The organism is Longispora sp. NPDC051575 (genome assembly GCF_040681875.1).
GTDB lineage: Bacteria > Actinomycetota > Actinomycetes > Mycobacteriales > Micromonosporaceae > Longispora.
Genome location: NZ_JBFAZP010000003.1, coordinates 1 through 14,532, shown reverse-complemented (window position 1 = coordinate 14,532; position 14,532 = coordinate 1). Strand labels below are relative to the sequence as shown.

Genomic DNA, 14,532 nt, shown 5'->3' with positions numbered 1-14,532 from the left:
GGCTAGCGTGAGCGACGGAGGTGATCCAGTGTTCATCAGGCTGCTAGGTCCGGTCGACGTCCTCGACGGGGACGTGTCAGTGCCCGTGCCCGGGGCGCGCCGCAGGGCCGTTCTGGCCACGCTGGCGCTGGGCCGGGGAACCGTGGTCAGTACGGATCGGCTGGTCGAGGCCGTCTGGGGCTCCGGCGCCCCGCTGGGTGCGTCGACCACGCTCCAGAGCCACGTCTCCTACCTGCGCAAGGTGTTGGGGGGTAGGGAGGCCATCATCTCCAGGCCACCCGGCTACCTGCTGGTCACGGACACGGACGGCACCGACGTGGACGTCGCTGAGCGCCTGGTCGGTCGGGAGGCCCAGTCACCGGATCCGGCCACCCGTGCCCGGCACCTGCGGGCCGCGCTGCGCCTGTGGCGGGGCCGCGCGCTGCTGGACGTCGCCCGGACCTCGTGGTTCGACGAGCAGGCCGGGCGGCTGGACGACCTGCGGCTGCGGGCCAGGCGTGGGTTGGTCGACGCGTCGTTGGAACTGGGCGAGCACGCTCAGGTGTTGCCCGAGCTGGAGTTACTGGTCCGCGAGTTCCCCTTCGACGAGTGGATCCACGGCCAGCTGATGGTGGCCCTGTATCGGATGGGCCGTCAGTCCGACGCCCTCGGGGTGTGCCAGCGGCTCCGGTCCGCGCTGGTCGAGGATCTGGGCGTCGAGGCGGGGCCGGCCCTGCGCGACCTGGAGGTGGCGATCCTCCGGCACGACCCGGCGCTGGAGCCGGCACCACCGGCGGGTCTCCGGGCGCGGCAGCCTGTGGTACCGCCTGCCGATCCGGCGGCCGACCTGCCCGCCCAGCTGCCCCTGGCCGTGCCGAGCCTCGCCGGCCGCTCCCGGCACCTGTCGGGCCTGGACGCCCTGCTGGACCACCGTCACGCGGGGACCGTCGTCGCCACCGTCTCGGGCCCGGCCGGCGCCGGCAAGACCGCGCTCGCCGTGCACTGGGCCCACAAGGCCGCCGACCACTTCCCGGACGGCCAGCTGTACGTCAACCTGCGCGGCTTCGACCCCACCGGCCAGGCGGTCGACCCGGCCCAGGCGCTGCGCGGACTCCTCGAAGCTCTGGGGGTACCGGTCTCCCGGATACCCGGTGACGTGGACGCTCTCGCCGCCACGTACCGCAGTACCCTCGCGGGCCGGCGGGTGCTGGTCCTGTTGGACAACGCCTGCGACTCCGAGCAGGTCCGCCCGCTGTTGCCCGGCTCGCCCGGCTGCATGGCACTCGTCACCAGCCGCGACCAGCTCACCGGCCTGACCACGGCCGAGGCTGCCGTCCCGGTCACCCTCGAACTGCTGTCCGCCGCGGAGGCCCGGGAACTTCTGGAGCTCCGGCTCGGCACCGACCGGGTGGCCGCCGAGCCCGACGGCGTCGAGGAGATCCTCCGGCACTGCGCCGGGCTGCCGCTCGCGTTGGCCATCGTCGCCGCCCGGGCCGCCACCCGGCCGGACTTCACCTTGGCGGTGCTCGCCGCGGAACTACGTGGCGGGGTGCTCGACGTGCTCCAGGGCGGCGACGCGACCACGGATCTGCGTGCGGTGTTCTGCTGGTCCTACCGCGCGGTCAGTCCGACGGCGGCCACCATGTTCCGGCTGCTGAGCCTGCATCCTGGCCCTGACATCGGCCGGGCGGTCGCGGCCAGCCTCGCGGGCGTCCCCCTCGCGGACGCGCGCGCCGCCCTCGGGGAACTACTTCGCGCGCACCTGCTCACCGAGCACACCCCGAGCCGGTACGTACTCCATGACCTGTTGCGCGCCTATGCCCTGGAACTGGCGCACGAACACGACAGCGCCCCTGTTCGGCGGACCGCGCTGGCCCGGATGTTCGACCACTTCCTGCATACCGCCCGGCCCGCCGCACATCTGCTCGCTCCGCATCTGCCGGCGGTCGCGGTGCCGGCGATCCGTTCCGGGGTGACGACCACCGTTCCGGGCACGGCCGCTGACGCCGTGGCCTGGTTCACTCTCGAACGCCGGGTGGTCCTCGCCGTCGTGGAGCTGTGCGCGGTGAACGGATTCGACGTCCACGCCTGGCAGCTTGCCTGGTCGATGACGCCGTTCCTGCACCCGCACGGCCACTGGTACGACCAGGGCCAGGTCGCGCGGACCGCCCTCGCGGCGGGCATCCGGCTCGGCGACCCGCTGGCGCAGGCGTTCGCCCAGCGGGCCATCGCCGGAACACATGCCGAACTCGGTCAGCTGGATGAGGCGGAACTGCACTACGGGCTGGCTCTGGAACTGTTCGAGAAGCTGGACCTTCAGGAGATGGCCGCCAGGGTCCACCAGGGCCTGGCCTGGGTGTCCGAACGGCAGAACCGGCCAGCCGCCGCTCTGCACCATGCCGACCGGGCCGTGCGGGCACTGACGGGCACCGGACCGGCGAACGCCCGCGCCAACGCCCTCAACGGGTTGGGTTGGGCCCACGCGCTGTGCGGGGACTACCCGCGCGCGCTGGAGTACTGCGAACAGGCGCTGGCCGCGTGCCGGGATCTGGGTGACCGGGCGGGGGTGGCGTACACGTGGGACAGCCTCGGCTACATCCGGCACCAGCTCGGCGAGTACCGGGAGGCGGTGCGTTGTTACCACCTGGCGCTCGACCTGCTGACGGAGGTCGTCGATCCCAGCACCGAGGCCGAGGTTCTCACCCACCTGAGCGAGGCCCACGACGCGCTCGCCGATCCCGTCGCCGCACGGGCCGCCCGGAGACGTGCCCTGGGCATCCTTGACCAGTTGGACGCTCCGCCGGTCGACCGCCTCCGCGCCCGGTTGCTCAGCGCGGAGGCGGGTCGGGACTAGCATCGGCGCGGCCGACGGGCCGGCGCTAGCAGAGGAACTGCCCGCAGACCGCCGGGATCACGGCGTTGACCTGCCGGCTGCCGAAACCGGGAATGATCACGGATGTGGTGATGTCCTGGTCGACGTTGCTCGAACGCACCGTGAGATCGCAGAACGACGTGTCGGTCCGGCACCCGCCGCCGATCGGGACCCCGGCCGGAACGATCCAGGTGTACCCGCTGGCCGGGCCGTTCTGCACCGCGTTCTTGACGAAGTACGTCCCCGAAGCTCGGACGGTGCCGCAGGTGTTCTGCCGAGGCGGCAGGCCGGACGGGCGGATCTCACAGGTCAGTGTGGGTGCGACCAGCGGGGCGGGGGCGTCGGCGGTGGGTGGGGCCGGCGCGGCGGCGGCCGGGGCGGTGAATATGGCCGACGAGGCCACGAGCCCCAGTAGCGGCAGGGCGAGATTCCTCAACATGGGTCGCTCCTTCGGTGGGTGCACCGGATCGGTCCGGGCCACATCACCGTGCCGAACCGGCCTGGAACGCCCCTGGAATCTGGCCGCACTCCGAGATCTCCTGATCGCCCCGAAAGGTGGTCACGACACCGATCAGCAGCAGTCGCCGCTGCCGTTGGCCTTTGGCTCAGCCAGTCGGGGCCGTGCGGCCACGATGTCGGCCGGGGAGTTGGACACGGGTGATCAGTCCGCCGCCGGTGCGGCTGGTGGCCGTGATCATTCCGTGGTGAGTGGTGATGATCGCCTCGACGATCGCGAGCCCGAGGCCGAGGCCGCGCTCTCGGCCTCGGTGGAATGGTTCGAACAGGGCCGGGATCTCGTGCGGGTCCAGTGCCGGGCCGGTGTTGGTGACCTCCAGATATGACGTGTTCTCGGCCTGGCCGGTGGACATCTCGACGGTGCCGTCGGCGTGGTTGTGCCGGATCGCGTTGGCCAGCAGGTTGAGCGCGACCTGACGGAGCAGGGCCGGGTCTCCTTTGACGGGCGCGGGGGCCGTGGTGAGTGTGATCCGGACTCCTGCCGCCTGAGCCTCCTCGGCCAGTTCCCGTGCCGCCGAGCGCGCTGCGTCGGCGAGGTCGGCCGGTCGGCGGTCGAGGACGGTGCTCTCGCCTCGGGCGAGGGTGAGCAGCGCTGTGATGAGCCGTTCGCTGCGGGCGTTGGCGGCCAGTGCGCGGTGTACGGCGGGAAGCAGGTCGTCGGGAACCCGGCCCTGGGCCAGCGGGATCTCCAGCGCCGTGCGTTGCATGGTGAGCGGGGTGCGGAGTTCGTGGGAGGGACCCCGAGTTGATGGCGAACCGTGAGATCAGCTCGACTGGCATCGGGGCACGAGAAACCCCGCGGAAAGTGTGTCGGATTGGGATGGTGGTATTCGTTGCAGAGGTGAGACCACCTTCAGCCAGGGAGACACCGTGACCGCGACGTACACCTTCGACATCTTCGCCACCCTCGACGGCTACGCCAACCACAAGGGCGACTGGGGCGGCTACTGGGGCAAGCAGGGCCCCGAGTTCCTCGCGCACCGCGCCGCCGCCTACCGCGACCCGCTGCGCATGGTCCTCGGTGCCCGGACCTACCAGTCGAACGCGCCGTTCCTCGCCGAGGGCTTCGATCGCAGCATGTTCGACGAGTGGATCACGCGGATGTTCTACTCCCCGGTCACGGTGCTGTCCAGCCGGCTCACCGAGCCGCTGGACTGGCCGGGCACGACCATCGAGTCCGGCGACCCCGTCGAGGTGGTCTCGCGGCTGAAGGCCGAGTCCGAGGTGCCGCTGCGCTCGCACGGCAGCCTGCGGCTCAACCGGGCACTGCTCGACGCCGGTCTCGTCGACACCATCGAGCTGACGGTCTTCCCGGTGATCTCCGGGGCGACCGGGGTGGACCGAGTCTTCGACGGCGTCGGCGACTTCGACCTGGAGCTGCTCGACGCCCGGACGTTCGACGGTGACACGCAGGTGCTGACCTACCGGCCGATCCGGCACAGTTCCTGAACACCTGCTCGGCCCGCGACCGGGGCGTGGGAACCTGTGGCGGTGGGCAGTCCGCGATGCACCGTTCCCGAGGAGTGATGATCATGGCGTCGAAAAAAGGCAACAGGGGTGTAGCCGCGTAGACGATAGCGGTTCGCCGCACCTGCGACCAGGCGAACTGCCGGCGAACGAGTCCAATCACGCGGCCCTCTGACCGCCAACGATGATCATCTTGGAACCGGTCCGTCGAAACCCTCCTACGCCCGGGCCGGGCCAGCCCGCCACACCCGCAGCGCCGACACGATCGCCGCTTGACCAGCGGTGACCAGCAGCGGGTCATAGGCTACGGCCGTGGGCGACGACGAGGAGTTCGACGGTTGGTTTGCGGAGCTACCCGCCGCGGCCCGCGGCCGATTCCTCGCCTACCGCGACATCCCCATGCCCGAGGGCGTCATGATCGACCTATCGACAGCCGGACTCCTCCTCGGCCCCGTCGAACTCGCCGACCCGGAAGCGAGAACCTACTGGCTACCACGCGCTCTTCGTCGTCACCTGCGCCGCACCGCCGGCGACCCCACAGAGTGAATCGGAGCTCAACCGCACGACAGGCACCGCCCCGAACGTCTACTGGCACCCTGGAGACCGGATGGGCGGGCAAGAGGGCCGGTACAACCGGCGCCCGCACAACGGCCGCAGAGCTACTTCGATGCGGTCGCCGGGAACCTCGCTGAGGGCCAATCCACGTACCCGGTGCCACACATACGTCGGCCCAGTTGGCAAGGTTGGTTTCGGTTCGAAGACCCCTTCCGGGGCGGCCGTGACTCGTGGTCCAACCCGGTCCACGAGTCGCGGCCGTACCTCAGTCCAGCTCCACCGCCCGGGCGAACTGCGCCGCGTACAGCCGGGCATACGCCCCGTCCGCCGCGAGCAGCCCCTCGTGCGTGCCCTGCTCGACGATCGAGCCGTGCTCCATCACAAGGATCACGTCGGCGTCGCGGATCGTGGACAGCCGGTGGGCGATCACGAAGCTGGTCCGGCCCTTGCGCAGTTCGTTCATCGCGCGCTGGATCAGCACCTCCGTGCGGGTGTCCACCGAGCTGGTCGCCTCGTCGAGGATCAGGATGGCGGGCTCGGCGAGGAACGCCCGGGCGATGGTGATCAGCTGCTTCTCTCCGGTGCTGACCCCGGCGCCCTCCTCGTCGAGCACCGTGTCGTAGCCGTCCGGCAGGGTCCGGGCGAACCGGTCCACGTGGGTGGCCCGGGCCGCCGCGTGGATCTGCTCGTCGGTGACCGGGCCGGGCGCACCGTAGGCGATGTTCTCCGCGATCGTCCCGCCGAAAAGCCAGGCGTCCTGGAGCACCATGCCGGTCCTGGCCCGCAGGTCCTCGCGCGTCATCCGCGCGATGTCGACGCCGTCGAGGGTGATCCGGCCGGCGTCGAGCTCGTAGAACCGCAGCAGCAGGTTGACGAGGGTGGTCTTCCCGGCCCCGGTCGGCCCGACGATGGCGACGGTCTGCCCGGGCTTCACCTCCAGCGACAGGTCCTCGATCAGCGGTCGGTCCGGCGTGTACCGGAAGGACACGTTCTCGAACGCGACCTGTCCCCGGACGGCGCCCACGACGGCCGGCCGCACCGGGTCGGGTTCCTGCTCCTCGGCGTCGAGCAGCGCGAACACCCGCTCGGCAGAGGCCACCCCTGACTGCAGCAGGTTCGCCATGCTGGCCACCTGCATCAGGGGCTGGGAGAACTGCCGCGAGTACTGGATGAACGCCTGCACCTCGCCCAGCGACAGGGACCCGGAGGCGACCCGCAGGCCGCCGACGACGGCGACGAGGACGTAGTTGATGTTGCCGATGAACATCATGGCCGGCTGGATCAGCCCGGAGATGAACTGGGCCTTGAAGCTGGCCGTGTACAGCCCCTCGTTGTGCTCGCGGAACCGCTCGGCGGACTCCTGCTGCCGGCCGAAGACGGTGACCAGCGAGTGTCCGGTGTACATCTCCTCGATGTGGCCGTTGAGCCGGCCGGTCGTCGACCACTGTTGGATGAACTGCGGCTGGGCCCGCTTCCCGATCCGTGCCGTGACCAGGACGGACACCGGCACCGTGACGAGTGCGATCACCGCGAGGAGTGGCGAGATCGAGATCATCATGGCCAGTACCCCGATGATCGTCAGTAGCGAGGTGACGATCTGGCTCAGGGTCTGCTGCAGCGACTGGGCGAGGTTGTCGATGTCGTTGGTGACCCGGCTGAGCACCTCGCCGCGTGGCTGCTGGTCGAAGTAGCGCAGCGGCAGCCGGGCGAACTTGGCCTCGACCTGTTGGCGGAGGTCGAAGATCGTCCGCTGGACCACGGTGGTGGTCATCCGGCCCTGTGCGAGGGCGAACACCGACGCCGCCGCGTACAGGCCGAGGGCCAGGAGCAGCACCCGGCCGACCTGGGGGAAGTCGATCCGGCCGCCGGGCACGATGTCCATCGCGCTGAACATGTCCGCGAGGGTGTCGTTGCCGTCGGCCCGGAGCCGGGCGATCACCTCCGTCTTGGACTGCCCGGGCGGCAGGCCGGCGTTGGTCACCCCGGTGAAGATCAGGTCGGTGGCGCGGCCGAGAATCCTGGGCCCGGCGACGGACAGCGCGACGCTGACCGTTCCCAGGAGCAGGATGGCGCCGACCAGCAGCCTGCGGGGCTTCAGCATCCGCAGCAGCCGTTTGCCGGAACCCTTGAAGTCCAGGGACTTCTCGGTGGACCGGCCGCCCATGAACGCCGCCGGGCCCCGGCCGAACATCGCCCCGCCGGCCGGTCCCGGGCCGCGCTGCGGGGTGGCCCGCTCCCCCTGCACGCTGGTCATGCCGCCTCCGCCTCGGTGAGTTGGGAGAGCACGATCTCCCGGTAGGTGTCGTTGCCGGCCAGCAGGTCGTGGTGGTTGCCCTCGCCGACCACCCGGCCCTCGTCCAGCACGATGATCCGGTCGGCGTTGCGGATGGTCGCCACCCGCTGGGCGACGATCACCACGGTGGCGTCGGCCGTCTCGGCCGCGAGCGCCCTTCGGAGCGCCGCGTCGGTCGCGTAGTCCAGTGCGGAGAACGAGTCGTCGAACAGGTAGATCTCGGGGCGGGCCACCAGGGCCCGGGCGATGGCGAGCCGCTGCCGCTGTCCGCCGGACACGTCGGTGCCGCCCTGGGCGATCGCCGAGTCGAGGCCGTCCGGCATCTCCTCGACGAAGGTCTTGGCCTGCGCGATCTCCAGGGCCCGCCACAGTTCCTCGTCGGTGGCGTCCGGCCGGCCGTAGCGCAGGTTCGAGGCGACCGTTCCGGAGAACAGGTACGGCTTCTGCGGGACGAACCCGACGGTGCGCGACAGCAGCGCGGGGTCGAGCCGGCGCACGTCCACCCCGTCGACGAGCACCTCGCCGGCGGTGACGTCCATCAGCCGCAGTACCAGGTTGAGCAGGGTGGTCTTGCCCGCACCGGTGCTGCCGATCACGGCGGTGATCTGGCCCGGCCCGGCGACGAAGCCGACTCCGCTGATCACCGGTTCCTCCGCGCCGGGGTAGCGGAACTCGACGTCGCGCAGCTCCAGCCGCCCGCTGAGTCCGGTGAAGATCACCGGGTCGGCCGGCGGCACCACGCTGGAGTCGGTGTCGAGCACCTCGGAGATCCGTTCCGCCGACACCTCGGCCCGGGGCACCATCATGAACATGAATGTCGCCATCATGACCGACATCAAAATCTGCATCAGGTACGACAGGAACGCGGTCAACGCCCCCACCTGCATCGCGTGGCTGTCGATCCGGAGACCGCCGTACCAGAGCACCGCGACGCTGGCGATGTTGCCGACGAGCATCACGGCCGGGAACATGAAGGCCGTCAGCCGGCCCACCGCGAGCGACACGTCCAGCAGTTCGGTGTTGGCCGCGGTGAACCGTTCCTGCTCGCGGGTGTCGCGGACGAAGGCCCGGACGACGCGGACGCCGGTGATCTGCTCGCGTAGTACCCGGTTGATCTGGTCGATCCGGTCCTGCATGAGCCGGAACTGGGGCCGCATCCGCTGGATGATCAGCGCCATGATCGCGCCCAGCACCGGCACGATCAGGAGGAGGACGCCGGACAGTGGCACGTCGAGGTTGAGCGCCAGCACGATCCCGCCCACGCCCATGATCGGCGCGGACACCATCATGGTGAAGGTCATCAACGCGAGCATCTGGACCTGCTGCACGTCGTTGGTGGTCCGGGTGATCAGCGACGCGGTGCCGAACTGGCCGACCTCACGGGCCGAGAACGACTGCACCCGGTCGAACACGGCGGCCCGGATGTCCCTGCCGACAGCCATCGCGGTCCGGGCTCCGAAGTAGACGGCCCCGGAGGTGAACAGGATCTGCACGGCCGTGATGGCGAGCATCACCCCGCCGGTCCGGACGATGTAGCCGACGTCGCCCTCGACCACGCCGTGGTCGATGATGTCGGCGTTGAGGGTCGGCAGGTACAGGCTCGCCATGGTCTGGATGAACTGGAACAGCACCACCAGGGCGAGCTGCCCGCGGTACGGGCTCAGATGTGCCCGGAGGAGTCTGATCAGCACGGGTTCTCCCTTGCGTCTGTCATGGTTTCCCGGCTGGCGGCCTCCACGGCGTCGGCCACGGGCGCGAGCAGCCGGAGGGCTTCGTCGAGGTTCTCGATGAACGGCCTGGTCCGCCCCGGACGCAGCCAGTGTTTGGTGGCGACCCTGCTCGCCGCGTACACGGCCCCGGCGAGCACCGTCACGTCGAGCCGGCCGGGCGGCTGCCCGATCCGTTCGGCAATCGCGTCGGCGAAGGTCTGCTCGCCGACGGCGCTGGCCTTCATGAACTCCCGGGCCAGCGTCGGGGTGCTCATGATCAACATGATCATCTCCCGGTCCGGTTCGGCGCCGGCGTGGAACTCGGCCAACCCCCGGCGGATCGCCACCGCCAGCGGCTCGGCCGCCGGCCGATCCCGGAGGTGGGCGCCCAGCCGCTCGGCCCGATCGATGCCGAGGGCACAGATCGCCTCCTCCCGGCTGGAGAAGTAGTTGTTGTAGGTCCTCGGCGACACCCCGGCGGCCGCCGCGATCGCCTCGACCCGGACATTGTCCAGACCGTGCTCCTTGGCCAACTGGAGTGCCGCCAGGCTGAGCGCCCGGCGAGTGGCCGCCTTCTTGGTCTCGCGCAGCCCGACGGGTTGATCGGCTTCCATGCGGCGACCGTACATCAGAAAATTGCGTGCCGCGAATGATTTCGTGGCACGCAATTTCAGCCCAGGCCATCACGGCGGATCGGCCCGGTCCGGCGTGGCCGGCGAGCAGTCGCGGCGGCGTGCCGAACCCGTCGTCGCGACGGGTCGGCGTGGCCGTCGTCGACTCCGACGGGGACGTCACGCTCACGAAGCCCGAGCGCTCGCTGGCCGACTGGCTCGGCCTGAGCGATCCGTGGCCGGTCGGCGAGCCGTTCCCGAAGGCGTGAGCCTTCACCGGCACCCCTCGACCATGGAAAGAAGTCGCGGGCGTCCTCCTTGCCGCCGTGCACACCCTCGCCGCGACACGGCCCGCAACATCAGGACTCATGCTGGCCCGTGGCGGAAGCCGCGTGTCGCCGCAACACCCCGAACCAGCCCACCCCGACCGCGAGGGCGGTCAGCGCGCCGGCCGCGAGGAACGCCGGCCGGGGGTCGTTGCCGAACGCCCTGGTCACGACCCCGGCGAGGGCGGCCCCGGCCGGGGTGGCCGCCATGAACAGCGCCCGGACCGTGGTGGTCACCCGGCCCAGCAGGTCGCGCGGGATCCAACTCTGCCGGGTGCTGCGATTGACCACGCTGACCGCGGTCAGCGCTGCGAATTGCAAGGAGTTGGCAGCCAGGAGCACCCACCACGCCGGACCGGCGGCCATCACCACCAACGTCACCGCGACCAGCGTGATCCCGCCCGCGACCAGCGGCAGCGGCCGGATCCGGGCGGCGATCCGGGGTGCCAGCGCCGCCCCGACCACTCCTCCGGCGCCGCCAGCGGCCACCACCAGGCTGACCTGGGACAACGGCAGCGCCAACGTGACGTGCGCGAGGAACACCAGCAGGGTGTCCACGGCCAGGCACAAGTTGACCATGGCCTGCACGGCGGTGAGCGCCAACAGCGGCCGGAGACCGATCACAAACCGGATCCCCGCTTTGAAGTCCCGGCCGAGGCCGGTGAACAGCCGCCCGGACCGGGCCGGCCGGGGCAGCCGCGCACCCCGGGACACCACCAGCAGCGAGCACAGGGAAAGCACGAACGTCCCCGCGTTGACCAGCAGCGCAGCCCCGATGCCCACGGTGGCGGCGAGTACCCCGACCATGGCAGGTCCGAGTACCCGGGATAGTTGGGCCGCCGTCTCCAGCACCGCGTTGGCCCGCAGCAGCCCCGGGCCGCCGAAAAGGTCCCCGACCGCCACGGCGAGCGCGGCGTCGAAGAACACCGTCGCCACCCCGGCCGCGAACGCCCCCGCCAGCACGGCCCACAGCGGCGCGGCGTCGAGCCAGACCAGCACGGGCAGCGCGACGAACACCGCCGCGCGGACCGCGTCGCTGGCCATCAGCACCGTCCACGGGTCCAGCCGGTCGACGAGCGGCCCGACGGGCAGCCCCACCAGCAGGTAGCCGACGCCCCGGGGCACGGCGGCCAGGCCGGCGGCCAGCGGGTCGCGGCTGAGAGTCAGCACCAGGAGGGGCACCGCCAGGAGCGCGAACCCGTCGCCGAGCAGCGATGTCGACTGTCCGATGAGAAACACCTGACCGGCGAAACGTTTCACCGTCGGCATTGAAGGGACTCCCTACCGCGATTGCCGGACTGCGAGCCCGGTCGGGCCCCGTTGGGTGCCAGGTATCCGGAACCAGCGGCGGAACTCTGGGTCGTCGGCGTACTCGGGCCGTACAACCTTCACCGCCAGGGCCCAACCACGGGGGCTGAACGCCAGGTAGACCCGCCCCATGCCGCCCGCGCCGAACCTCGCCCGGAGCGCGTACCCCCCGCCCAGACCGGATCGCCGTCCGACAACGGCGCGAACCTCACGACCACCACTCTCCCGCCCATTGAACTGTTCCGATGATACGGAGCGGGGCGGTATGAGGTCTAACGTGTAGTTTCACGCCCGTGCAGCAGGAGGTCCGCGCCGCGAGGCGGGTGCAGGGTCGCTACACCGCGCCGGTCGTCGACGCCGACACCGACGCCTCGCCGCCGTGGCTGGTGACTGCGTACGTACCCGGGCCAGCACTCAGCAACGCGCTCGCCGAGCACGGCCCGTTCCCTCGGGCCACGGTGTTCCGGCTGCTTGCCGGACCGGCTGCACCAACATCGCCGCCGCCCTACGCCACAACAACCGCGACGCCGCCCGGCCCCTCACCATCCTCGGTGTCCGTTCCGGATGACCCTTGCGAGTTCCGGCTGGGGGCGGAGGAGAAACGCTCGAAACCCGCCTTTTGGTCGCTTTGCGTAGCACGGGGCGTCTCCTGCGTCATGAGCGCGCGGCTCCTGGTGTTCCCTCGAGTGAGCAGGTGAAAGTGTCGGCAATCCGGCATCATTCACTCATGGTTGAGGAGAACTCCGTAGCTCACACTGCTGGCGTAGTCGGCGGTGACGTGAGCCGTCCGTGGCAGACACTGTCGTCGGGATTCGAGCAGGCGCGTGCCCGCGAGGACTCGCTGGATCGGCTCGTCGAGTGGCCCGCGCAGCGCGCTCTCCTCGGCGACGTCACCGGACTGGCTGTCCTTGATGCGGGCTGCGGCAACGGAGCCAAAGTCGCGCAGTTGGCCGACGATGGGGCTGCCCGGTCGGTCGGAGTGGACATCGGCGGGAACTTCATCGTCCCGCCGCCGGATGTCGAGCTCGTCGAGGGTGATCTCTCCGATCTAGCAGCGGTGCCGGAGCTCGCGGGCCGGCGGTTCGACCGCATCCTGTTCCTGCAATCGTTCGGGTACGCGGCGGACGGGGTCAAGGCATTGCAGATCGCGCGTGACATGTTGACCGAGGACGGCTTCATCCTGCTCACTCGGACCCAACCGATCAGATATGCGATCGAGCGAGCGGAGCAGAACGGGACCTCGCTGGGCGAGGAGTACTTCCGGACGGAGTCGTTCGCCTACCGGCACCGTAACTGGGACGACCAGGTGACCCTCACCAAGCGGCCGTACACGATCTCGGACCTGCTCAACACCTTCAGCGCGGCCGAGCTGTGGATCGAGGAGGCGGTCGAGCCGCAGATGCCTGCCGAAGCCGCCGAGCGCTACCCCCATAAGCAGGCAGTCATGAACAAGTATCTCGGCATCCTGATGTTCAAGCTGCGGCCCTTGCCTGGGCAGCATCGACGTGGAGAAGACTCGCCGACGCGAAGAAGCTGTCGAGCCTCCCGCGTATCGTCGCGATCTGCGGCTCCACGCGCTTCATGACCGAGATGACCGAGGTCGATCTGTGAGAAACCAAAGCGGGAAAGATCGTCATCAAACGTTCACCTTGCGGTGGGTCCGTGATTGCTTCAGCCTCCACAGGCAGCCCGAACCCCCGACCTGGTGTCGGGGGCCGTGTTGGGATCGGCTCACATGGTAGGCGACTGGCACAGTCACCACACGGCGCCCATGGCATCACGGCCGTTCGAATATCCTAGGCAGCTAGCTCATGGTCTTGGGCGCGACCAGGACCGGGCCGATTCCGAGAGTCCACCGGAACCGCAACTCCCCCGCCCTGCGGCCGACAACGACACCTACCACGCGCCCGCCGGCTAGGCGTGTAGCCGGCGGGCGGACCAACCCCGCGTTCAGGAACGGACGGCTATGACGGAATAACACGACACCAGACCACAGCCACAGATCAACCCCCTCACCATCGCCGGCGGCGTCGCCCTCCTCGCCGCCGTGTTCGGTGCCACCGCCGGCATGCTGCACTACAGGGCGGACAGGGCGCCCAACCTCGTGGCCGAAGCGACCGGCGTGTGCCCGGAGATCGGCCTCGCGGCCCTCGTGGTCGACCGGCTCGTTAGCCGCCACCAACAACGCCGATGGAACTTCGCCTACGACGCCCTCGCCCAACGAGTCAGCGAAACCTTCGTCGACGTTCGTCCGACTGGGTGAGCACAACCACGCCGACCTGCGAAGCCACATCGAAAGCACCGCAGCCGTCCTGGACACACGCACCCACGAAACCTACCGACGCGTGAAACGGCGCTCGCCATGCTCGCCGCCGTCGAGCTGCTGTTGCGCGGCGAGAAGAGATCCGGGGCTCAGCGCGACCCGCCTTGGCGACGGGTCAGGATGCCGGTGCACCGTGACCGTCCCACCCGGGGTGAAACCCGAAACCCATGACACGCGAGGAGCCGTCCCCGACCCGGCGAACCGGACCAGAGACGGCTCCTCCCCCTCAGGAGCTATACGGTGACCGACCAGGTGTCGAGCACCCCGTAAGTCACCGGGCCCGTAGTCGGTCACCCGGAGGTACCAGACGCCGCCCGCCGCCGAGCTGACCGGCACTCGTCGGTACGCGTTCCGCCGAACTCGGTGCAGGAGCAGTCGCCGGTCCCGGGATACTTCACCGGGTAGTACACCCCGTTGGGGGCCACGATGCTGATCCCCAGGTCCTCGGAGCAGGTGTGGTCGATCGTGATCGACATCTACCAGGCGTTTCCGGCTACGGCAACTACTCCCCGCACCCCCGGCACCCCCATTTAACCCGTATCGATACGGATTGATCGGTGCGTGCCTTCCGCA

General features: G+C 70.0%; 13 protein-coding genes and 1 pseudogene. 6 read left to right on the top strand and 8 right to left on the bottom strand.

The window, feature by feature from the left end:
* Positions 1–28: 28 nt before the first annotated feature.
* Complete coding sequence (locus AB0M43_RS07570) at positions 29–2,833, top strand: BTAD domain-containing putative transcriptional regulator (RefSeq protein ID WP_363722103.1); 2,805 nt, start codon at positions 29–31, stop codon at positions 2,831–2,833.
* 25 nt (positions 2,834–2,858) lie between these two features.
* Here the strand turns inward: AB0M43_RS07570 and AB0M43_RS07565 are convergent, their stop codons facing one another.
* From AB0M43_RS07565 to AB0M43_RS07555, 3 genes and pseudogenes are all read right to left on the bottom strand, one after another.
* On the bottom strand, positions 2,859–3,290 hold the full coding sequence (locus AB0M43_RS07565; protein WP_363722101.1) for a hypothetical protein: 432 nt from the start codon (positions 3,288–3,290) through the stop codon (positions 2,859–2,861).
* 166 nt (positions 3,291–3,456) lie between these two features.
* Positions 3,457–3,957 carry a HAMP domain-containing sensor histidine kinase gene (locus tag AB0M43_RS07560; protein WP_363723301.1) on the bottom strand — a complete coding sequence of 167 codons (501 nt, stop codon included), beginning with the start codon at positions 3,955–3,957 and terminating at the stop codon, positions 3,457–3,459.
* Positions 3,943–4,089 (bottom strand): annotated as a pseudogene (locus AB0M43_RS07555) (two-component sensor histidine kinase); the annotation flags it as partial. The gene AB0M43_RS07560 and the pseudogene AB0M43_RS07555, both read right to left, overlap by 15 nt.
* A 148-nt stretch (positions 4,090–4,237) precedes the next feature.
* On the opposite strand from AB0M43_RS07555, the gene AB0M43_RS07550 reads away from it, so the two are divergent.
* Both AB0M43_RS07550 and AB0M43_RS07545 read left to right on the top strand, forming a co-directional pair.
* Entirely contained in the window at positions 4,238–4,816 is a 579-nt protein-coding gene (locus AB0M43_RS07550; protein WP_363722099.1) for a dihydrofolate reductase family protein, read from the top strand.
* Positions 4,817–5,146: 330 nt separating this feature from the next.
* Positions 5,147–5,380, top strand: a complete 234-nt coding sequence (locus AB0M43_RS07545; RefSeq protein WP_363722097.1) for a hypothetical protein — start codon at positions 5,147–5,149, stop codon at positions 5,378–5,380.
* Positions 5,381–5,654: 274 nt separating this feature from the next.
* Here the strand turns inward: AB0M43_RS07545 and AB0M43_RS07540 are convergent, their stop codons facing one another.
* Genes AB0M43_RS07540 through AB0M43_RS07530 form a run of 3 tightly spaced genes read right to left on the bottom strand, consistent with a single transcriptional unit; the run spans position 5,655 to position 10,005 of the window.
* Positions 5,655–7,580: an ABC transporter ATP-binding protein gene (locus AB0M43_RS07540; RefSeq protein WP_363723299.1), complete on the bottom strand. Its 1,926-nt coding sequence runs from the start codon at positions 7,578–7,580 to the stop codon at positions 5,655–5,657.
* Between the two features lie 59 nt (positions 7,581–7,639).
* Entirely contained in the window at positions 7,640–9,373 is a 1,734-nt protein-coding gene (locus AB0M43_RS07535; protein ID WP_363722095.1) for an ABC transporter ATP-binding protein, read from the bottom strand.
* Positions 9,367–10,005, bottom strand: coding sequence for a TetR family transcriptional regulator (locus AB0M43_RS07530; RefSeq protein WP_363722093.1), 639 nt, complete (start codon positions 10,003–10,005; stop codon positions 9,367–9,369). Before AB0M43_RS07530 ends, AB0M43_RS07535 begins: the two co-directional genes overlap by 7 nt.
* A 35-nt stretch (positions 10,006–10,040) precedes the next feature.
* Here AB0M43_RS07530 and AB0M43_RS07525 point away from each other — a divergent pair, with 35 nt between their 5' ends.
* Positions 10,041–10,271: a hypothetical protein gene (locus AB0M43_RS07525; protein WP_363722091.1), complete on the top strand. Its 231-nt coding sequence runs from the start codon at positions 10,041–10,043 to the stop codon at positions 10,269–10,271.
* Between the two features lie 90 nt (positions 10,272–10,361).
* Here AB0M43_RS07525 and AB0M43_RS07520 read toward each other — a convergent pair whose 3' ends face one another.
* Complete coding sequence (locus tag AB0M43_RS07520) at positions 10,362–11,588, bottom strand: MFS transporter (RefSeq protein WP_363722089.1); 1,227 nt, start codon at positions 11,586–11,588, stop codon at positions 10,362–10,364.
* Between the two features lie 775 nt (positions 11,589–12,363).
* On the opposite strand from AB0M43_RS07520, the gene AB0M43_RS07515 reads away from it, so the two are divergent.
* Both AB0M43_RS07515 and AB0M43_RS07510 read left to right on the top strand, forming a co-directional pair.
* The gene (locus tag AB0M43_RS07515) at positions 12,364–13,221 is read left to right on the top strand and encodes a class I SAM-dependent methyltransferase (protein ID WP_363722087.1); all 858 of its coding nucleotides are present in this window, start codon (positions 12,364–12,366) and stop codon (positions 13,219–13,221) included.
* A 462-nt stretch (positions 13,222–13,683) separates the two neighbouring features.
* On the top strand, positions 13,684–13,899 hold the full coding sequence (locus AB0M43_RS07510) for a hypothetical protein (protein ID WP_363722086.1): 216 nt from the start codon (positions 13,684–13,686) through the stop codon (positions 13,897–13,899).
* Between the two features lie 350 nt (positions 13,900–14,249).
* On the opposite strand, the gene AB0M43_RS07505 is transcribed toward AB0M43_RS07510, so the two are convergent.
* A complete protein-coding gene (locus tag AB0M43_RS07505; protein ID WP_363722084.1) occupies positions 14,250–14,435 on the bottom strand; it encodes a hypothetical protein in 186 nt (61 codons plus the stop codon).
* Positions 14,436–14,532 lie beyond the last annotated feature (97 nt).

Excerpts from the sequence above, each read along its gene's own strand:
- AB0M43_RS07565 (WP_363722101.1), bottom strand. The coding sequence starts at position 3,290 with ATGTTGAGGAATCTCGCCCTGCCGCTACTGGGGCTCGTGGCCTCGTCG.
- AB0M43_RS07540 (WP_363723299.1), bottom strand. The coding sequence starts at position 7,580 with ATGTTCGGCCGGGGCCCGGCGGCGTTCATGGGCGGCCGGTCCACCGAG.
- AB0M43_RS07530 (WP_363722093.1), bottom strand. The coding sequence starts at position 10,005 with ATGGAAGCCGATCAACCCGTCGGGCTGCGCGAGACCAAGAAGGCGGCC.
- AB0M43_RS07525 (WP_363722091.1), top strand. The coding sequence starts at position 10,041 with ATGATTTCGTGGCACGCAATTTCAGCCCAGGCCATCACGGCGGATCGG.
- AB0M43_RS07515 (WP_363722087.1), top strand. The coding sequence starts at position 12,364 with ATGGTTGAGGAGAACTCCGTAGCTCACACTGCTGGCGTAGTCGGCGGT.
- AB0M43_RS07505 (WP_363722084.1), bottom strand. The coding sequence starts at position 14,435 with ATGTCGATCACGATCGACCACACCTGCTCCGAGGACCTGGGGATCAGC.